Source organism: Spirosoma daeguense, assembly GCF_054776875.1.
Genome location: NZ_BAAHBF010000001.1, coordinates 1,150,715 through 1,169,575, shown reverse-complemented (window position 1 = coordinate 1,169,575; position 18,861 = coordinate 1,150,715). Strand labels below are relative to the sequence as shown.

Genomic DNA, 18,861 nt, shown 5'->3' with positions numbered 1-18,861 from the left:
TAGGGGCATTCGAGCAATGTAAACAGCGATCTGTTGACGTCTCACAGAATACCACACCTACCCGAGACGATAATATGGCGATGGGCAATCCTGACGGTGCAAAGCCAACAGAATCCAGCCATAACGCCTACCTGATTAATCGTCCAACCTATTCACTATCTTAACAATTCTACTGGTATTGCTAACTGGGTAAGTTGGCATCTATCTACTGCCTGGAAAGGATCAGCTACTCGCTATGCTGGCAATTTTATTCCTGACCAATCGTTGCCCTCAAGCTGGTACCAGGCTAGACATGCTGACTACACGAATACCGGTTTCGACCGTGGGCACCTTTGTCCCCCCGATGATCGGGACAGTACAGCGGAAGAAAATAGGACTACATTTATCTTGACCAACATTGTACCGCAGGCACCACAGTTCAACCGGCAATCTTGGCTACGGTTAGAGGATTATTGTCGTGATCTGGTTGCATCTATGTATTACGGAGATGCTGACCCAGGTATTTCGGGGCAAACTAACCCACCCCGTTTTGAAGTAGGAATCACTCAAAGTTAGTGATCATTGTTTATCTGTAACAACCCGCTGTTTACGACGCATCGATTCTCTCTTCAACTCTAGTCGATGGGCTTTATGAGTGATCCGATCCAGAATGGCATCGGCCAGGGTAGGTTCACCAATATACTCATGCCATTTGCTGACCGGCAGTTGCGAGGTAATGATGGTGGCCGCTTTCCCATGCCGATCTTCCATGATCTGTAACAGAGCCAGTTGAGCATGTTGGTCCAGCGACTGAAGACCCCAGTCATCCAGGATTAACAAGTGTAGGCGCTCAAGTCGATTCATCTCCTTCTGATAAGAGCCGTCAGCCTTAGCCAGTTGTAGACGCTGCAACAGCTTGATCAGATGGTGATAGCCAACCCGGTAGCCTAACTGACAGGCCTGATACCCCAAGGCCGAGGCTATATAACCGCACCGGCGGCCCGGTTTTCCCACAGCCGGTGGCACCCGTCAGGAAGATGTTTTCCGAACGATCAATGAAGCGACAATCGGCTAAGCGTAAGATAGCTGTCTTATCCAGATTCCGCCCCTCCCCGTAATGAAGTTCTTCCAAGGATGCCGTATAGCGGAAGCGAGCCGCTCGGATGGCCATTTGCGTCTTGCGTTGCTGACGGTATTCGTGCTCGGCATCGGTGAGTTGAGCCAACAACTCGTCAGCCGGTGGCTGTTGATGAACTGGTAGTTGTAAGAGCGCTTCAAAGGCCTGGAACATGCCCGTCAGTTTGAGTTCACGTAATCGATCTAGTGTCGCCTGGTTATTCATAGTTCGCTTGGTTTTATAGTCTTTTCTTTTTCCCCGCGCGGCGGCCGCCTTTGTAATTATTGGTAGGCGGTTGCGCCCCGTATATTCTCATGAGTGGCTGTAATCAGGTTAGGTGTTGATTCGGGTAAGCTATATAGCCCTCGTTCCAGAATGGAGCGGATGACTTTGTAACTGACACTTTGATAGCAAAGGGCGCGCTCACAAGCCCGCTCCAGGCGATCAACGCCGACTTTCTTTTCCAGACTCAAGATGCCTTGACAGGATTTATAGGCCTGTTCGGGATGAGCCCGACTGCCTAATACTACTTCAACGGCGCGTTGGGTTTGAGGGCCAATGTGGCCTGCCCATCGAATGAAGGAGGCTGGGTTCCAATCATTCACCCATTGCTGGGTGCTGGGTAAAAGACCTTTAGTGGTCGAGTAATGATACTTACTTCTGTCCCGTTGGTGGATGGCAATCCGCTCATAATGAACATATATTTCAACTGTGCTTTGGGTATAGATGAGTCGAACTCGCTTGCCAGCGTAGCGATAGGGGACACTGTAATAATGCTTATCTTCCGAGAGCAGTACGTGACAGTTTTTCTGCACACGAGCCACCAAATGGTGTTTGATCTGATAGATACTGGTGGGTAGTGGCTTGAGATGCTCCTTGCTCATAGACTTCAAAACGAGTTCTCCAGCTGTACTCTTTGCCACTAAACAGCATCTGATTGTGGGCATCGACCCGTTCCAGGATGGCGGCATTGAGCTCATCCAACCGGTGAAAGACGCGGTTGCGAAGCGGAGCGTACACCCGGTTGTAAAGGATATTGACGGTTCCTTCCACCAGCGCCTTGTCACGGGGCTTGCCGCTACGGGCCGGCAGGATCGTGGTCTGGTAGTGAAGCGCAAAATCGCTCAGCATCTCGTTAATCTGGGGTTCATAGCGATCGGCCGGATAACAGCCGCTTTGAGATTATCGGGTACAATGGCTGCTGGTACTCCGCCAAAGTAGCACAGGGCATTTTGCAAGGCCTCGATAAAGTCCTCCGTGCGTTGACTGGTAATGGCTTGAGCATAGGTCAACTGACTGCAACCTAACACGGCGACGAAAAACTCAACCGACTTTACTTCCCCGCTTATCTCATCAACCAGCGAGAGGCGTTTACCGGCAAAATCGACAAATACTTTGTCACCCGCTTTGTGTTCGAAGTGCATGGTGAGTTGCTGAGTCTGGCGCCACTGCCGATAATGGTGACAGAACTGGGTGTATTGATAGCCCTTAGGTTGCTCCCCCCTGTAGGCTAACCACAGGTCATAGCGAGTTACGCCGGTGCAGGCTAGTTGTCGATCAATAACGGGGAGACGCTTTTGTAACTCAGCCAGTCGACTACCAACCAGTGGGCCAGCGGGTGGGGGTTGAATGAGCAGATTGAGTTGAGCATCGGTCTGGCTCAATAGAGCTGTTAGATCGGTTTGGGGCAAAAGGCGTAAATACCCGCGAATGGTATTACGGGCGATTGCCAGCGATCGGGCAATGTCTCGGATGGATTTGCCCTGTTGTTTGAGCAGCAGGATTTGGCGCAGCAAGTGCATAGGAACTCGGTGATTAGCCATAGTCGGGGGTGGGTCAATTACCTCCGAAAACTACAGCGGTGACGCGATTCCTACTTCAAAACGGGGTGGGTCAGTTTGCTCCGGAATGCCTGGGTCGGCATGCTCCGTGTTAAGTGGGTCAGTTTACTCCGAAATACTCAAGTGGCCACTCTGGGTCGATAATTGCCGTTTAGCACAGATATTCTCTCCCAGCAGACGTGTTTCTTTGCTGTGTCTACGCTCCAACTCAAGTCGAGGCTTATCATAGACATAAAGGCCCAAAAACTCTCTTCGGGTAGGTTTACCAGTTTCTGGGTGGGAGATAGGCGGATAAAAATCCAGATAAAGACTTTTACGGCCACTACCGATCGGCTTTTCGCGTAGGGTAACTTTCATTTGTACCTTAAAGAGACTATGCTTGTATCTTATAGTGTAAATAAGGTACAAAAACTTACTTAACAACCTAATAGTAAACAGGTACTATCTACAATAAGAGACAATAAAAAAGCCCCATTTTCTGGGGCTTAAGGGGTTTTCTTAGTGGTTTGCTACCGCCTTGATTTCGGGCTTTAGCTTCTCTTTAAAAACTTTCCGGAATTTTTCGAGCTTGGGTGCTACCACAAATGCGCAATATCCTTGATTTGGGTTATTGGCAAAATAATTCTGATGATAAGCTTCCGCTTCGTAGAACGTAGTAGCTGGTACAACCTGAGTTACAATTTTACTGCCGTAGGCTCCTGATTTATCGAGCTCTGTTTTAGCAGTTTCGGCTAATTTTTTCTGTTCATCATTATGATAAAAAATGGCCGAACGATACTGGGTTCCTATATCATTACCCTGCCGATTTAACGTAGTAGGGTCGTGGCTTCGGAAGAAGGCTTCCAATAATTCAGTATAGGTAATTTTAGAAGGATCATACGTTACCTCAACGCATTCGGCATGACCTGTTTCGCCCGTACAAACTTCTTTATACGTTGGGTTCACCTTCTGACCGCCTTCATAACCTGATACGGCTGATATGACGCCATCGAGCGATTCATACACGGCTTCGGTACACCAGAAACAGCCCGTACCGAACGTAGCTTTCTCTAGATTGGCCGATTGATTTGTTGTCATAGAAACTGTTTTCTTTTTAGTGAGTCGTTGCGCTTTCCCAACCAGCCCAGAGCTGAACAACAGAAGAATCAACAACGTAATTGGTTTTGAACGATATAATAGAGCAACCATTCGTTAGGTTTGTGGTTGTAAATCCGTAATCATAACATAACTAATTCGCGTAAAGTTTACGCTCCGATACTGTGAAGGAATTTGACATTGACCAATTTCGCTACGACGGTACAAAATCATTAAAACTGAAAAAAGCCCCTACCAAAGTAGACGATGTTTACGAAGATGACGAGCATTACGAAGCAATGCTACGTCATCAGGCGGCCGAAATCGATAAGTGGCAGGAACGCATGTATGCGCACAATAAATATGGTTTGTTAATTGTATTTCAGGCGTTGGATGCCGCCGGGAAAGATGGTACGATTCAGCACGTTTTTACCGGTACGAATCCGGCCGGGCTACGTGTTACGTCGTTCAAACGACCAACCGAACAGGAACTTGACCACGATTTCCTATGGCGAAGCTGGCGCGAATTGCCCGAACGGGGTACTATCGGTATTTTCAATCGATCCTACTATGAAGAAGTACTGGTGGTGAAAGTGCATCCGGAAATTCTGACGCAGAGCCAGCGATTGCCCGAAAAAACGACTGATAATCTCGACAAGCTTTTTAAACATCGTTACGAGGCTATTCAGGAAATGGAAAAATTCCTGCATCGGAATGGCTTTCCAACCATTAAATTCTACCTGCACGTATCGAAAGAAGAACAGGCCGACCGATTGATCGAACGTATTGAGGACCCTGAAAAAAACTGGAAATTTGAGGAAGGTGACGTAAAAGAACGTAATTTCTGGGACGACTATCAGAAAGCTTACGAAGATTGCATTAACGAAACGGCTACGGAAAATGCGCCTTGGTACGTTATTCCGGCCGACGATAAAAAGAATATGCGGCTGTTGGTAGGCCAAATTGTTATTCAGGAGATCAAAAAGCTGCCTATTGAGAATCCAAAGTCAGACGAAAAGCGGTTTAAGGAGCTTCAGAAGCTAATTGAGGTTATAAAAGCTCAGTAACGTAGTGGATTCTTAATCAATGAACGTATTGGTTTTGTCATACACTCAAGGCCATTCAACCCCAAATTTCGATGGTTCATCTAATTTTTGGCAAAGTTGAGCAAGCCCGGAAATACCTTTGCGTTGTTACAACTATACAACCTGAGTCTTCATGCCAACCATGAAGACTTCTCTGATAACGCAATGAAAAACAATATCCGATTCTGGGTATGCTATGCTTTTATTGCTTTTCTGCCATTCATGGCTAGCAAAGCACAAAGTAATCAGACTGCCAATTCGCTCGATACGTATCAGAACAAAGGCGCTCGTTCGGCTGCGTATACCATTAGTGGTTATATAAAAGATGCCGCCAACGGCGAAGGACTTATTGGCGTTTCTATTTATGTGAAAGAAACGGGCACCGGAGCCGTAACTAATAGCTACGGATTTTACGGCGTTACCTTGCAAGCCGGTACGTATAATCTGGTTATCAGTTACGTTGGCTATGCCAAACAAACCAAAACCGTTACGTTGGACGATAAAAACGTACGGCTCGACCTTGAACTGGAGCAGGAGGGAAAAGATCTTCAGGAAGTGGTTGTGTCTACCAAACGGGAAGATGACAACGTCAAAAACATCGAAATGAGCGTCAATAAGATTGACGTAAAAACCCTGCAACGTATTCCGGCGCTGTTGGGTGAGGTCGACGTAGTACGCAGCATTCAACTCTTGCCTGGCGTTTCGACGGTAGGAGAGGGCGCAACGGGTTTTAACGTTCGGGGTGGTAGCATCGACCAGAATCTGGTTTTACTCGACGAAGCACCAGTTTACAATTCGTCGCACTTGTTTGGCTTCTTTTCGGTGTTCAATCCCGATGCCGTTAAAGACGTAAAGCTCATCAAAGGCGGTATTCCAGCTAATTATGGCGGACGTATTGCTTCTATTCTCGATGTACGGTTGAAAGAAGGAAACGCCAAAAAACCAGAACTGAACGGCGGCATTGGCTTGATATTTAGTCGATTGTCGTATGAACGTCCAGTTTTTAAAGGGAAAGGATCATTTATCGTAGCGGCCCGACGTTCGTATGCCGATATTCTGGCGCAACCATTTCTGAATAGTGATCTGCGAGGGGCTAAGTTTTACTTCTACGATCTCACGGCGAAGGGTAATTACCGCATCAATGATAAAAACACTGTTTTTCTGTCGGGCTATTTAGGGCGCGATGTGTTCGGTTCTGATTTCGGATTTAACTGGGGAAACACTACGTTGTCGGCCCGTTGGAACCACGTATTCAGCGACCGACTTTTCCTGAATACAACAGCCTATTACAGCAATTACGACTATTCGCTCAACACCGACTTAAAAGGAAAACGTCCGAATGATTTTTTCAAGACGGATTCGCGCATTGTCGATTACAGTATTAAACCTGATTTTTCGCTGTTTCTGGGTAAGAATACGATCACGTTTGGCGGGCAGTCGATTGTGCATGATTTTCAACCGGGAATGGCTACGGCGGCAAGTGGCGGGAGCGTCCGTTCGTTTGGGCTGGAAAGTAAATACGCGCTTGAAAATGCACTTTATATAGGTAACGAACAGCAAGTAACACCAAAATTACAGCTTCAATACGGGCTACGTTATTCTCTGTTTAACTACATCGGTCCCGGCGAAGCTTATGTATTCCAGACCGAAGTTCCGCTGGGACAACGACGGGAGGTTGTTACAACGGTGGGCTACAAAGGGAACAATACGATTAAAACCTACGGAAACTGGGAACCTCGTTTTTCGGCCAAGTATGAGTTAAATAACAACAGTTCGCTCAAACTGAGTTATAACCGATTGGCACAATACATTCACCTGATTTCGAATACGAGCGCATCAACTCCACTCGACATCTGGACGCCTTCGACTAATAATATTGCCCCACAAATTGGCGATCAGGTGGCGGGTGGCTATTTCAAGAATTTTGGTAAAAACGGGCAGGAGTTCGAAGCGTCGGTAGAGGTCTATTACAAATGGCTTCAGAACCAGATTGATTACATTGACGGAGCTAGCCTGATTCTGAATAAATACCTCGAAGGTGATCTGCTGAACGGAAAAGGCCGGGCTTATGGCGCCGAGTTTTATGTCAAACGGAACACGGGCGTAGTAAATGGCTGGATTAGCTACACATTGGCCAAAACCGAACGGCAGGTAGCCGGAATCAACAATGGTGACTGGTACCCAACCCGTTTCGATAAACGCCACACGCTTACGTCCGTTTTGTTGTTCGATCCGCCAAATGCAAAACGCTGGAATTTTTCCGCTACGTTCACGCTGGCCAGTGGTACACCTACTACATTCCCGACTAATCGATTTGAGTATGGCGATTTCGTAGTACCGAACAATTACGAAAATGCGCGAAATAATTACCGGATTCCGGCGTATCACCGGCTCGATTTAGCCGTTACGTTGCAGGGACGTAAACGGCCGGGCAAGCGCAAAGAAGACAATTGGGTTTTCTCGGTCTATAATGCTTATGCCCGGAAGAATCCATTTTCGGTGTATTTCCAACCCAATGCCGACAATCCACGGGTAACCGAAGCCATTCGCTATTCGGTTTTTGCAACGGCAATTCCATCGGTGACCTACAACTTCAAATTTTAAGAAACTGCCTTCGGGTCGATCTATACGAACATGAAACGGTTTTCTTTTTTCTTATCCATAGTAGGCGTTACGTTGCTATTCAGTCAGTGTACAACGGTTATCGACGCCAAACTTGATACAGGCCCATCGCAGCTTTCGGTTGATGCCTTGATAACCGATCAACCGGGACCGCAGCGTATTCGGCTTACCCAAACAGCGCCTTATTTCGATAGCAGCACACCGCCAGTTGCAACCAGTGCAACGGTAACGGTTTCGGACGATGCCGGGAAAACGTATCAATTTCTCGATCTGGATAATGACGGGTACTACGTCTGGCAACCAACCAAAAACGATACGTTGGGCAAAATTGGCCGGACGTATCAACTAACTATTGCTTATCAGGGCGAAACGTACCGTGCTACGTCGAAACTGAATCGGGTTCCTAAAGTTGATTCGCTTGTTTTTGTAAAACGGAAACTGAATCCATTGTCGAAAAACGAAGGCTACCGGGGCGAATTTTATTCAACCGACATTGCGGGCGGAACCGATTATTACCGGGTTCGTTTTTACCGGAATGGTGAACTACAGAACAAAGCCCGAAATATTATTCTATCGGAAGATGGAGCGTTTCAGGGGGCGAGTCAGGTAACAGACGGGCTGCTGTTTATTGCTCCGATTCGTTTGTCAATCAATCCGGATAGTTTATATGCTCAGAATGATAACGTAAAGGTGGAACTTCATTCGATTTCGCACGAAGCGTTTACCTTCTGGAATCTGCTACGTGGTCAGATCACGAATGGCGGATTATTTGCAACTCCTCCAGCCAACGTACCAACCAATGTTATCAATACAAATGCCAATGGCCGAAAGGCGACCGGCTTCTTTATTACATCGGCAGTACGTAGTATAACTGCCACGGTGGCGGCTCCAAACCTCCGTGAGCGCCCTTATTAATCTGAACCCTCCCCTAAACCCCTCCCCTAGTTTTAGGGGAGGGATTTAGGGGAGGGTTGATACAGTTTATTTCTTGATGATTTTCTCACCGGGTAGTAGCCATACTCCCCGCGCCGATTGGCTATAGAACGACGTACCAAACGGAATTTCCTGCCGACGTAATTGCCCATTTTTGAGTTGAATGGTTAACGTCGTCGTGCGTGAGTCGACGGGCGAAAAGGTTTGTGGTTGTGTTACGGAAAAGACACGTAGTGGTCCTCGGTTTTCGCTTATCACTAATTGGCTCCGGCCCTGATTATCGGGTAAGTTTACCATAGCTTTCGCATTTCCCGGAACGTAGAAGCCACTTTTTGCCATAGAAAGCGGTACAAAATTGCCTTTTCCATCGCCTTTCAGCACTAACCCGTCGAACGCGTCCATCCGGCCCGCTACTAAATCGCTACCATATTCGTTGCCAACCAGAACCGCATCCAGATTTCCATCGCCGTCAATATCCTGAGCTACCATACCAAATAGAGGGGCCGTCTGTGCCATTGTTGGCAAAGGGTGAACCTCAAATTTGCCTTGACCTTTGTTCTCAATGTAGCTACTCGATAAATACGTAGCTGACAACTTAAGTGCTTGATTTCGTTCTTCTTCAGTCAGAATCTGGCTGATAGTCGCTGCGCCATAATCGGCATATTTTAGATACCGACGTTTAATACCGATCATCTGCTTCACCATATCGTCCCAGCCGAAATACGGATATTCGTCGTATTGGCCTTTGGCATTTTTGAAATAAACCGTCGGGAATGCGTCATAGAAGCCGTTGTTGTCGAAATCGCCGGCATAGATACGCACCGGGCGATCGGAACTGGCACGTAGAAGATTGTTCTGGCCTAAATTACCAGCCAGATAATCAATATCACCGTCGTTGTCAAAATCACCGGGAGTGAGCGAATTCCAGAAACCAGCTTTGTCGGTCAGGCCATTATTTTCCAAAGGTTTTAATTGACCTTTCTGATTCTGAAGCATCATTAAGGGTGCCCATTCTCCGGCTATTAGCAAATCGGGATCGCCATCGTTGTCGTAATCGGTCCAGAGCGCGTCACAGGTAAGACCTTCCTTGGCCAGAATGGGCGCCACCTGTACCGTTACGTCGGTAAATTTCGGTAGCCCTTTCTGGCTATCGTTACGTAGCAAATGGCTCGATATACCTTTGGGGTATTTATACGGCTCAACACGCCCGCCCACAAATAAATCAAGGTCGCCATCACCATCAAAATCGGCCGCTTTTACGCAGGAACCATTTGTTTGGAAATTGGGCAACGCATTGATTGATAATGTGAAATTGCCTTTGCCGTCGTTCTGATAAAGCCGATGACGCATGACTTCGGCCATTTGATCGGGGTTAAATTCGGGGCTTCCGCTGGCAACATATAAATCCAAATCACCGTCGGCATCCGCATCAAATAAAAGCAGTCCAGTATCTTCGGCCAGCTTAGTCGGTAATGGTTTTAAGGTATAACGACCATTTGGTTGCTGTAATAAAAGTTCTGTAGGATAATTTGAACTACCACCTATTGCCAAATCCATAAGTCCATCGCCGTTTACATCGCCAACGGCCAGCGCAGGGCCATACTCGGTCAGTTTATGCAGCAATGTTTTCTGGACGTTGAAATCAATAATATCGGTTTCTTCATGGCGATACGTAATGCCAAGCGATTTTGTTACGTCCTGAAGCAGCGTTTTCTGAGCCAGACGACTTTGTTGAATAGCCGTAATAGGTTTTGCATCGCTAACCTTAACCGAAATCGTTTGATCGGCCTTGACGTCTGAAAGGACCTGAACGTGGCCACCCGGCCAGGTCACTTTCAGTGTTTTGATGACTTTATCTTTACCTAAACCGAAATGAGCAATTGGCTCAACGCTAGATAGATAACCTCGATAAGGTGTATGCTCATAAAAATCTTTCCGTCCGTCGGCGAGCGAAAATTCAACCGTGGCGCCTAGTCCCATTGGATTGGGACCATCGCCCTCAAACCGGATGCGCAAAAAATGTGTATCATCCGCTTTCTTATCGCTTAGGTTGTTTCGATAGACAAATGCTTCGTCGTTGATATTGTTAATTACGTAGTCTAAATCGCCATCGCCATCAAAATCGGCATAAGCCGCCCCATTAGAAAAACTAGGTTCCGACATACCCCAGCTATCTGTTACGTTCTCGAAGGTAGCATTTCCTTTATTTCGGAACGCGTAATTCTTTATTTTTACTTCCGGTACTTTTTCGATCAATTCTTTTTTTAAGTCACTGGTTAATAGTCTATTGACTGAGCTGTAATACGTCATAAAATCTCGGTCGGTAATATCGCGGGGATAACCATTGGTCACCAAAAGATCCCGATTTCCGTCGTGGTCAAGATCGGCCAGTAAAGACGACCAGCTCCATTCTGTTTCGGCTACACCCGCCAACATACCTACTTCGCTGAAAACCGGCATCTGTGCTTTCGACGTATCGGTTGGCGGAACTCCCTGATTTATCTGTAACGTATTACGGGTGTATTGATGCTCATATTTCAGCTTTTCCCACTCCTGATAAATGAAATAGGCAGTGCTTCCCATCAGGCTCTTTTTGCGGAGATTATCCTCGGGAAGCATATCCATCACAATTATGTCGGCCAGTCCGTCGCCATTAATATCCGCTACGTCGTTGCCCATGGCCGTGAGGCTGGTATGTTTAAACGACTGCTGTGCCCGATTGGTAAATGTACCGTCGTGGTTGTTTACGTACAGTACATCGCTGGTTGTGAAGTCGTTTGTTATGTAGATGTCTTTCCAGCCATCGCGGTTGATGTCGCAGATATTTACGCCCAGACCAAAACCTTCGGCCAGAATACCAGCCTGTTTAGTCACCTCGGTGTAATAAGCGTGGCCCCGTTTTGGGTCGAAGTCGTTCCGATACAGACGGTCGATATTGGGTGATGAACCATCGTCGATACGTGCATGCAAATAACTCGGACTACGTTCGTCGTAAACCTGATCGACCAGTACAAAAAGGTCGAGGTCACCGTCGTTATCGTAATCGAAAAATGCCGAATGCGTGGAAAACGTAGTATCGGCAATACCGTAATCGATTGCCATTTCGCGAAACTTGGGCGAACCACTAGCGTCATTTCCCTGATTTACATATAACAAATTGGCTCGACGCGCGGCATCTTTATGAAGTGTTGTCGATACATAAACATCTAATTTGCCATCGGCGTTGATATCAACCACCGACACGCCCGAACACCAGCGCCCTCCTCCACCAACACCTGCCGATTCGGTTATGTCTTTAAACTGAAAATTACCGCCGTTCGGCTCTGTTTCATTAATGTAGAGCTTATTAGCTACCTGATTCCCGGCAAAGAAAACATCGGGTTTCTGATCACCATTAAAATCACCAACGCCAACACCTCCGCCATTGTAAAAGTACTGGTAGCTTAAAATATTAAGGGTATCGCTGTTGGTAATGGTATTGGCGAAGGAAATTCCGCTTTCGCTGGAGCTGACGCGCTCAAATAAGGCTTTTTCTTTACAGCCAGCAAGGAAGCAGGCAAACGCAATGGTCAGTATCCAGAGGTTGCTTCGAAAATATGTATTCATGAATAGGTAATCGTCTTCTACGGTGGTAAAAAGAGTCGACTATCGTCAAATTTACCGATAAAAACTTCGGTTTGTACAAAAAACGCTACGTATCGAACTAAATTTTGCCGACTCAGGATGGATCGTTTTGAGACGATACGTTCGGAGTAGCTTTCGGGCGGCCCCGTTGCTGAACACGACGTAGCAAGGGCCGTAAACTGCTACGTTCGAGCAGGAGAATTAATAGTAAAAACAGGCCAAACAGTCCCAGATGCACAGGAACCGCAATCCAGAGGTTAGCGATGGGAAATTGCCAGGAGCCCCAGATAAGCAGCCCTGCCGCTAAAATATACGTAGTGGCTGACCGCACATCGTACGGAACGGGGTAGTACTTCTCGCCCAGTACGTAGCACAGCACCATCATGATAAAGCTTGATGCCAGAAATGCCACGGCACAGCCCATGTACCCCATTCTGGGAATGAGAATCAGGTTCAGGCCAATGGTTGCCAGTGTACCCACAACGGTAATCAACGTGCCAAACTGGGTTTTATCTTTCAGCTTGAACCAGAACGAAATATTATAATAAACGCCCAGCAAGAGATTGCCCAGCAACAGAAATGGCACTACGTCCAGACCCAATCGATATGCTTTCGAGCGAAGGAAAATGGTACCGATCAGGTCGAGGTTCAGGCTGACTCCCACCCAGATCAAGACGCAAACAATGATGAACCATTTTGTTACGTTGGCCAGCAGTGAAGGCGCATTTTTGTCTTCGGCTTGTGAGAAAAAGAACGGGTCGGCGGCAAACTTGAACGATTGAATCGCCAACGCCATAAAGACCGATAGTTTCAGGCAGTTGCCGTAAATACCCAGCACGGTTTCAGACGATAAGCCGGGATAAAAACCTTCTGGCAGAAAATGGCGTAAAAAAAGCCGGTCAGTGAGCAGGTTGAGTACACTGGCTAGATTTGTCAGCATGATGGGAAACGCATAGGCAACCAGCGCACGGCTTTGTGTTCCGTTAAGTTCAAAGCTAAATCCGGCAAAAGCTTTCCGAATAATCAGGAAATAAAGCGCGTTCCCGATCAGATTCGCCAGAAATATATAACCGGGACCGATTTCAGGATCATAAATCCGTTGGGCAATAGAACGCAGGTCGGACAAATATTTTCCTTCGGAAATGTCTTTCGCCAGAACCAGAAAGAATACGTTCAGGATAACAACGATGACGATGTTCGTAATTTTCGCCCCGACAAACTCCCGCGCCCGGTTTTCGGCCCGCAGTCGGGCAAACGGAATGGCGACAACAGCGTCGATGGCAACCAGCATGGCCGACCAGCGTATAAACCGTTCCTGTCCCGGAAAATCAAGCCAAACCGTTATTTGTGGAGCCAGAATGATGAGAAATATACTGGAAATGAGGCTGATGCAGACAACGATGCTGAGCGATTGATTAAAAATGCGCTGCTTTTCGGCTGCCGGCTGATCTTTCGAACGGGCAATAAAACGGAAGAATGCCGTTTCGAGACCAAGGGTATATACAACCAGTAAAACGCCGATCCAGCTATACAACTCAACGTTTGACGCCATGGCTGCTGGTTTGGCGAAGGCATAGGTCTGAATTGGTACGAGCGCGTAGTTAAGCAGCCGCCCCAGAATTGTACTGACACCATAAAGTGCCGTGTCGCTCGCTAATTTTTTGAACGTACTCATTTTTGTCAGGAATGCCCTGCCGAACAAAGCTTTATGAAGCCGACGACCTAATGGGCTGACAAAGTTAAGACCTTTGGTTATCTTTGCACTTCTGTTCGAAGTGCGCTGTACCCAGCAGCGAAAAACTTTCTAACCAACAACTATTAAAAAGAACCCACCGACGGTTTATCGACTTCATGTCTCTCAAAATTTCTTCGGCACTGATTTCCGTTTTTTATAAAGACGGACTCGAACCATTAGTACGTCTGTTACACGATCAGAACGTTAAGCTTTATTCAACGGGTGGTACGCAGGCTTTTATTGAGCAACTCGGCGTTCCGGTTACGGCTGTTGAAGATATAACGGGTTATCCGTCTATTTTCGGCGGACGTGTGAAAACGCTGCACCCAGCCGTTATGGGCGGTATTTTGTATCGTCGCGAACTGCCCGAAGATCTGGTACAGGCAGAGCGGCACCAGATTCCACCTATCGACATGGTAGTGGTTGATCTGTATCCTTTCGAAGAAACCGTAGCATCGGGTGCTTCCGATGAAGACATCATCGAAAAGATAGACATCGGTGGTATTTCGCTGATTCGGGCGGCTGCTAAAAATTATAACGACGTACTGATCGTTTCCTCACGGAGTCAATACGGCAAGGTTGCTACGTTGCTGAGCGAGAAAAATGGTTCGACAGACGTAGAAGATCGTCGTCATTATGCGGGTGAAGCTTTTGCTGTTACGTCGCAGTACGATACGGCTATTCAGGCTTACTTTTCGGGCGTTGAACCACGTTCGGCCAGTGCGATTTACGATTTCAAATCGTTGCCAGCTACGCACCTGCGTTACGGCGAAAACCCGCACCAGCAAGCAAGTTTCTATGGTGATTTAGAAGCGATGTTTGAGAAATTGCATGGTAAAGAACTGTCGTACAATAATTTGGTCGATGTTGATGCCTGCGTAAGCCTGATCGATGAGTTTAGCGATACCACGTTTGCCATCATTAAACATACTAATGCCTGCGGAATTGCCACAGCACCAACTGCCAAAGAAGCGTATCTGCAAGCGTTAGCCTGCGACCCTGTTTCGGCATTTGGGGGTGTGGTGATTACGAACGTAGCGGTTGATCTGGAAACGGCTGAAGAACTGAACAAGTTGTTCATGGAAATTCTGATTGCGCCCAGCTACGAGCCTGAGGCCCTAAAATTGCTCCAGTCGAAGAAGAACCGGATTCTGTTACAACGTAATGCCGTTACGTTGCCAACGGTTATGTTCAAAACCATTTTGAACGGCGTTCTGGAGCAGGATAAGGACAATCAGGCCGAAACCGCCAGTCAATTCAAAACCGTAACGAATAAAGTACCGACCGACAGCGAAGTACGTGCACTTGAGTTTGCGCTGAAAGTTTGCAAGCATACTAAGTCGAACACGATTGTTCTGGCCAAAGAAGGTCAGTTGCTGGCTAGTGGAGTAGGACAGACTTCGCGGGTTGACGCGCTGAAACAGGCCATTGAAAAAGCCCATACGTTTGGCTTCGATCTGAACGGTGCGGTTATGGCTTCAGATGCCTTTTTCCCATTCCCCGATTGCGTTGAAATTGCGGGACAGGCTGGCATCACAGCCGTTGTTCAACCCGGCGGCTCCATCCGCGATCAGGACTCTATCGATTACTGCAATCAGCACGATCTGGCTATGGTAACTACCGGCGTGCGTCATTTTAAACACTGATAATTTCAGAACCGCGCCGGGCTGCCGGAGCGGTTCTGAATTCAATCTTGTAAAATCCCGCCGGGCCGCCGGAGCGGTTCTGAAACATATGCTATACACAATCTGGTGCGCTATTTGGTTTGTGGGATTGTATCTCATCCTGTTCCCTATCCAGTTTGTGTTTCTACAGCGTGAAGCCTGGAAACCGTTGGCGCACAAAGTCAATTACATCTGGGGAACGTTGTTCTTTTTGGGAGCAGGTATTCGGGTTGAAGTCGATCATCGATTTCGTCCTGATCCCAAAACGGTGTACGTATTCTGCGCCAATCACTTTTCGTATCTTGATATTGCCGCTTTCGGCGTTATCATTAAGAATTTCTACGCTTTTGTAGGGAAAAGTGAAGTTAAACACATTCCGCTACTCGGCTATATGTTTGCCAAACTGCACGTACAGGTCGACAGGAGCCAGCCGAATAGCCGAGCGTATTCATTAGCGAAATCGATACGTACGCTGGCGTCGGGACGTAGCATTGCTATTTTTCCGGAAGGAGGTATAAAAGCGCCCAGCCCTCCGCAAATGGTTCCGTTTAAAGATGGTGCATTTACGATGGCGATTCAGCAGCAAGTTCCAATTGTACCCGTTACGTTGCTGAATAATTACCTGATTCTGCCCGATAAAAGCCCAATTCGATTTCGGCGCCATCCGCTACGTGCCGTTATTCATCAGCCTATCGAAACAAAAGGGATGACGCCTGATGATTTAGAGTGGCTGAAAGAAGAAACGTATAACATTATCAATACTGAATTAATGAATAATCCCAAAGAACGAAAGGGTGAAAGAGTGAAAGAGTGAACGTGTCGACCGGATAACTTTCACTCTTTCACCCTTTCGTTCTTTCGCTCTTTCATTCTTGACCTATGAAAGTCGACAAGGAAACCCTCCATAAAATTGCTCATCTGGCCCGCTTAGAAGTTCGTCCTGATGAAGAAACAGACATGCTCAACAGCCTGAACAACGTATTGACCTGGATGGAGCAGCTTAATGAAGTTGATACAACGGGTGTTGAGCCGTTGACGCATATTTCTGACGAAACCAACGTATTACGCGATGACGTAGTGAAAAATCACTTATCGCGTGAACAGGCTCTTGTCAACGCTCCGCAGCACGACGAACAGTTCTTCGAGGTTCCGAAAGTCTTGGAATAGAGCGTAATAGGTGTTACGTTATTGAGTTTGCTCTGCCGATTTCAGGCCAACGATCCCAACGGCGATGAGCAGTATGAAAAATAGCTCTGTCCAGCTCCAGCTTAGTTTCAGCCAGACGACATCCGCTACTTTCAGGAAAACCAACGTTAACGCCATCCAGACAGCAAACGCGGTCGATGTAGGAATTATGCGCATGGCGATGGCCAGAAGAATAGTATTAACGATACCAAAAATAACGTAGGCAACCCAGGGTAAAAGTATCGGTAACCCAGCGTCGAGTCGATAAAAAGTATCCCAACGCAGGCTTTTGAGCGCATCCCAGCGCATGTATTTGAGCGAATATGTCCAGACCATTTCGCAGATGGCGGCACTAAACAGGTAAATCCACGAAAGTGTAGCCTGACTAACCATGCATCTTTTATGTGTCAATAGATGCAAAGGACGTCATTAAATAAAGCTGCTTAATCGATACAAGGATTAAGAAATTGTTGCTTTTTTCTGTCTTGCTACGTTGTATCAAGCTATAATTGGCTTAACAATTTTCCCTGCTACGTCAGTGAGTCGGAATGGACGGCCCTGAAACTGATACGTCAGCTTCGTGTGATCGAAGCCCATCAGATGCAGAATCGTGGCCTGAAGATCGTGAATGTGTACTTTGTCTTTGACCGCGTAGTAGCCAATGTCGTCGGTTTCGCCGAAAGAAAAACCGCGTTTTACTCCTCCACCAGCCATCCAGACCGTGAATGCATCAAGATGATGATCGCGACCCATAAACGGAAGCGTTTGTCCATCGCGATTTTCCTGCATCGGCGTTCGACCAAATTCGCCCCCCCACACAACCAACGTATCATCCAGAAGTCCCCGTTGCTTTAAATCCTGCAACAAAGCAGCTACGGCCTGGTCGGATTCCTGACATTTGTTTTTCAGGCCAATATCGATGGAACCCGGTGCACTGGTTCCGTGCGTATCCCAACCCCAATCGAAGAGTTGCACAAATCGAACTCCGCGTTCAACTAGTCGACGAGCCAATAAACAGTTTCTGGCAAACGAACCTTTATTCGGGTCGACGCCGTAGCTATCCAGAATATACTGAGGTTCGCTTTTAATGTCCATCGCATCGGGTACCGACATCTGCATCCGAAAGGCGAGTTCATATTGCGCAATACGTGTCAGGATTTCGGGATCTTTAACGTCGTCGTATTGCTGCTGGTTAATCTGATTAATGGCATCAATGGTGTTTTTCCGAACGTCGCGGCTGATACCCGATGGGTCAGATGCGTAGAGGACCGGATCGCCATCGGTCCGGCACTGAACGCCCTGATATACCGTCGGTAAAAACCCGCTTCCCCAGACAGATTTGCCCGCGTCGGGTTGTTTACCGCCTGATGCCAGTACGATATAGCCGGGGAGATTATCATTTTCGGTACCCAGCCCGTAAGTTACCCAAGCTCCCATGCTTGGCCGACCGAGTCGGGCACTTCCGGTGTGCATCAATAACTGAGCGGGGGCATGATTGAACTGGTCGGTATGCATCCCTTTTAGAAACGTAATATCATCTACTACGTTCTGTAAATGAGGGAGATAGTCTGATACCCACGCGCCTGACTGCCCGTGTTGTGCAAATTTACCCTGAGGTCCCAGCATTTTCGGAACTCCTCGGATGAAGGCAAATTTCTTACCCGTTAGTAATTCCTGCGGACAATCTTTTCCGTCATATTTAGCTAGTTCGGGCTTGTAATCGAATAGCTCCAGTTGACTGGGTGAACCCGCCATGTGGATATAAATAACCCGCTTGGCTTTTGCTACGTATTGAGAGGGTCGTGGCGCCGTTGGTTCATCGGTTTGTAACGTAGAGCCAACGTCATTCGATTGTTCGGTACGTTTATCGAAAAAGCCGCAACCCGCCAGCGTTGAGCCGATAGCCATAGCACCCAAACCTGTTGAACAGGTGTGCAGAAAATGCCGCCGGGTGGCACGTAGCGCTGCCGCTTGCTGAAGTTCGTTAAGAAGGTTTTTCATA

Annotated in this window: 18 protein-coding genes; 7 read left to right on the top strand and 11 right to left on the bottom strand. The window is 47.3% G+C overall.

Annotated elements, in window-relative coordinates; genetic code table 11:
• The first annotated feature begins 138 nt into the window (after nucleotides 1-138).
• A complete protein-coding gene (locus tag ACYVD4_RS04595; RefSeq protein WP_460943006.1) occupies nucleotides 139-555 on the top strand; it encodes a DNA/RNA non-specific endonuclease in 417 nt (138 codons plus the stop codon).
• Nucleotides 556-558: 3 nt separating this feature from the next.
• Here the strand turns inward: ACYVD4_RS04595 and ACYVD4_RS04590 are convergent, their stop codons facing one another.
• The 7 genes from ACYVD4_RS04590 to msrA form a co-directional block, all read right to left on the bottom strand.
• Nucleotides 559-951, bottom strand: coding sequence for an ATP-binding protein (locus ACYVD4_RS04590; protein WP_460942841.1), 393 nt, complete (start codon nucleotides 949-951; stop codon nucleotides 559-561).
• Nucleotides 869-1,321 carry an ATP-binding protein gene (locus tag ACYVD4_RS04585; RefSeq protein ID WP_460942839.1) on the bottom strand — a complete coding sequence of 151 codons (453 nt, stop codon included), beginning with the start codon at nucleotides 1,319-1,321 and terminating at the stop codon, nucleotides 869-871. The genes ACYVD4_RS04590 and ACYVD4_RS04585 overlap by 83 nt, the downstream gene beginning before the upstream one ends.
• A 56-nt stretch (nucleotides 1,322-1,377) precedes the next feature.
• Complete coding sequence (locus ACYVD4_RS04580) at nucleotides 1,378-1,911, bottom strand: Mu transposase domain-containing protein (RefSeq protein ID WP_460942837.1); 534 nt, start codon at nucleotides 1,909-1,911, stop codon at nucleotides 1,378-1,380.
• Entirely contained in the window at nucleotides 1,874-2,227 is a 354-nt protein-coding gene (locus ACYVD4_RS04575; RefSeq protein ID WP_460942835.1) for a hypothetical protein, read from the bottom strand. The genes ACYVD4_RS04580 and ACYVD4_RS04575 overlap by 38 nt, the downstream gene beginning before the upstream one ends.
• Nucleotides 2,221-2,898: a transposase gene (locus ACYVD4_RS04570; protein ID WP_460942833.1), complete on the bottom strand. Its 678-nt coding sequence runs from the start codon at nucleotides 2,896-2,898 to the stop codon at nucleotides 2,221-2,223. The genes ACYVD4_RS04575 and ACYVD4_RS04570 overlap by 7 nt, the downstream gene beginning before the upstream one ends.
• Before the next feature lie 144 nt (nucleotides 2,899-3,042).
• Complete coding sequence (locus ACYVD4_RS04565) at nucleotides 3,043-3,294, bottom strand: hypothetical protein (RefSeq protein ID WP_460942831.1); 252 nt, start codon at nucleotides 3,292-3,294, stop codon at nucleotides 3,043-3,045.
• A gap of 141 nt (nucleotides 3,295-3,435) precedes the next feature.
• The gene (gene msrA / locus ACYVD4_RS04560) at nucleotides 3,436-4,014 is read right to left on the bottom strand and encodes a peptide-methionine (S)-S-oxide reductase MsrA (protein WP_460943004.1); all 579 of its coding nucleotides are present in this window, start codon (nucleotides 4,012-4,014) and stop codon (nucleotides 3,436-3,438) included.
• 182 nt (nucleotides 4,015-4,196) lie between these two features.
• On the opposite strand from msrA, the gene ACYVD4_RS04555 reads away from it, so the two are divergent.
• The 3 genes from ACYVD4_RS04555 to ACYVD4_RS04545 all read left to right on the top strand — a co-directional run bounded on the left by ACYVD4_RS04555 (nucleotide 4,197) and on the right by ACYVD4_RS04545 (nucleotide 8,633).
• The gene (locus ACYVD4_RS04555) at nucleotides 4,197-5,078 is read left to right on the top strand and encodes a PPK2 family polyphosphate kinase (protein WP_460942829.1); all 882 of its coding nucleotides are present in this window, start codon (nucleotides 4,197-4,199) and stop codon (nucleotides 5,076-5,078) included.
• Between the two features lie 183 nt (nucleotides 5,079-5,261).
• Nucleotides 5,262-7,700 (top strand): TonB-dependent receptor, encoded by a 2,439-nt coding sequence (locus tag ACYVD4_RS04550; protein ID WP_460942827.1) that lies wholly within the window; start codon nucleotides 5,262-5,264, stop codon nucleotides 7,698-7,700.
• A gap of 30 nt (nucleotides 7,701-7,730) precedes the next feature.
• Entirely contained in the window at nucleotides 7,731-8,633 is a 903-nt protein-coding gene (locus ACYVD4_RS04545) for a DUF4249 domain-containing protein (protein WP_460942825.1), read from the top strand.
• A 66-nt stretch (nucleotides 8,634-8,699) separates the two neighbouring features.
• On the opposite strand, the gene ACYVD4_RS04540 is transcribed toward ACYVD4_RS04545, so the two are convergent.
• Together ACYVD4_RS04540 and ACYVD4_RS04535 are read right to left on the bottom strand one after the other, a co-directional pair.
• Nucleotides 8,700-12,257: a CRTAC1 family protein gene (locus tag ACYVD4_RS04540; protein WP_460942823.1), complete on the bottom strand. Its 3,558-nt coding sequence runs from the start codon at nucleotides 12,255-12,257 to the stop codon at nucleotides 8,700-8,702.
• A 112-nt stretch (nucleotides 12,258-12,369) separates the two neighbouring features.
• Nucleotides 12,370-13,950: a lipopolysaccharide biosynthesis protein gene (locus ACYVD4_RS04535; protein WP_460942820.1), complete on the bottom strand. Its 1,581-nt coding sequence runs from the start codon at nucleotides 13,948-13,950 to the stop codon at nucleotides 12,370-12,372.
• Nucleotides 13,951-14,126: 176 nt separating this feature from the next.
• Here ACYVD4_RS04535 and purH point away from each other — a divergent pair, with 176 nt between their 5' ends.
• The 3 genes from purH (at nucleotide 14,127) to gatC (ending at nucleotide 16,841) form a co-directional block, all read left to right on the top strand.
• Entirely contained in the window at nucleotides 14,127-15,656 is a 1,530-nt protein-coding gene (purH, locus tag ACYVD4_RS04530) for a bifunctional phosphoribosylaminoimidazolecarboxamide formyltransferase/IMP cyclohydrolase (RefSeq protein WP_460942819.1), read from the top strand.
• 88 nt (nucleotides 15,657-15,744) lie between these two features.
• A complete protein-coding gene (locus ACYVD4_RS04525) occupies nucleotides 15,745-16,488 on the top strand; it encodes a lysophospholipid acyltransferase family protein (RefSeq protein WP_460942817.1) in 744 nt (247 codons plus the stop codon).
• Nucleotides 16,489-16,553: 65 nt separating this feature from the next.
• A complete protein-coding gene (gatC, locus tag ACYVD4_RS04520) occupies nucleotides 16,554-16,841 on the top strand; it encodes an Asp-tRNA(Asn)/Glu-tRNA(Gln) amidotransferase subunit GatC (protein WP_460942815.1) in 288 nt (95 codons plus the stop codon).
• 18 nt (nucleotides 16,842-16,859) lie between these two features.
• Here the strand turns inward: gatC and ACYVD4_RS04515 are convergent, their stop codons facing one another.
• Both ACYVD4_RS04515 and ACYVD4_RS04510 read right to left on the bottom strand, forming a co-directional pair.
• Nucleotides 16,860-17,252, bottom strand: a complete 393-nt coding sequence (locus ACYVD4_RS04515; RefSeq protein ID WP_460942813.1) for a DMT family transporter — start codon at nucleotides 17,250-17,252, stop codon at nucleotides 16,860-16,862.
• Between the two features lie 105 nt (nucleotides 17,253-17,357).
• The gene (locus ACYVD4_RS04510; protein WP_460942811.1) at nucleotides 17,358-18,860 is read right to left on the bottom strand and encodes a DUF1501 domain-containing protein; all 1,503 of its coding nucleotides are present in this window, start codon (nucleotides 18,858-18,860) and stop codon (nucleotides 17,358-17,360) included.
• Nucleotide 18,861 lies beyond the last annotated feature (1 nt).

Coding starts and splice junctions, on each gene's coding strand:
- ACYVD4_RS04565 (WP_460942831.1), bottom strand. CDS start 3,294: ATGAAAGTTACCCTACGCGAAAAGCCGATCGGTAGTGGCCGTAAAAGT.
- ACYVD4_RS04535 (WP_460942820.1), bottom strand. CDS start 13,950: ATGAGTACGTTCAAAAAATTAGCGAGCGACACGGCACTTTATGGTGTC.
- ACYVD4_RS04545 (WP_460942825.1), top strand. CDS start 7,731: ATGAAACGGTTTTCTTTTTTCTTATCCATAGTAGGCGTTACGTTGCTA.
- ACYVD4_RS04585 (WP_460942839.1), bottom strand. CDS start 1,321: ATGAATAACCAGGCGACACTAGATCGATTACGTGAACTCAAACTGACG.
- ACYVD4_RS04540 (WP_460942823.1), bottom strand. CDS start 12,257: ATGAATACATATTTTCGAAGCAACCTCTGGATACTGACCATTGCGTTT.
- ACYVD4_RS04575 (WP_460942835.1), bottom strand. CDS start 2,227: ATGCTGAGCGATTTTGCGCTTCACTACCAGACCACGATCCTGCCGGCC.
- ACYVD4_RS04510 (WP_460942811.1), bottom strand. CDS start 18,860: ATGAAAAACCTTCTTAACGAACTTCAGCAAGCGGCAGCGCTACGTGCC.
- gatC (WP_460942815.1), top strand. CDS start 16,554: ATGAAAGTCGACAAGGAAACCCTCCATAAAATTGCTCATCTGGCCCGC.
- ACYVD4_RS04550 (WP_460942827.1), top strand. CDS start 5,262: ATGAAAAACAATATCCGATTCTGGGTATGCTATGCTTTTATTGCTTTT.
- msrA (WP_460943004.1), bottom strand. CDS start 4,014: ATGACAACAAATCAATCGGCCAATCTAGAGAAAGCTACGTTCGGTACG.
- ACYVD4_RS04570 (WP_460942833.1), bottom strand. CDS start 2,898: ATGCACTTGCTGCGCCAAATCCTGCTGCTCAAACAACAGGGCAAATCC.
- purH (WP_460942819.1), top strand. CDS start 14,127: ATGTCTCTCAAAATTTCTTCGGCACTGATTTCCGTTTTTTATAAAGAC.
- ACYVD4_RS04525 (WP_460942817.1), top strand. CDS start 15,745: ATGCTATACACAATCTGGTGCGCTATTTGGTTTGTGGGATTGTATCTC.
- ACYVD4_RS04515 (WP_460942813.1), bottom strand. CDS start 17,252: ATGGTTAGTCAGGCTACACTTTCGTGGATTTACCTGTTTAGTGCCGCC.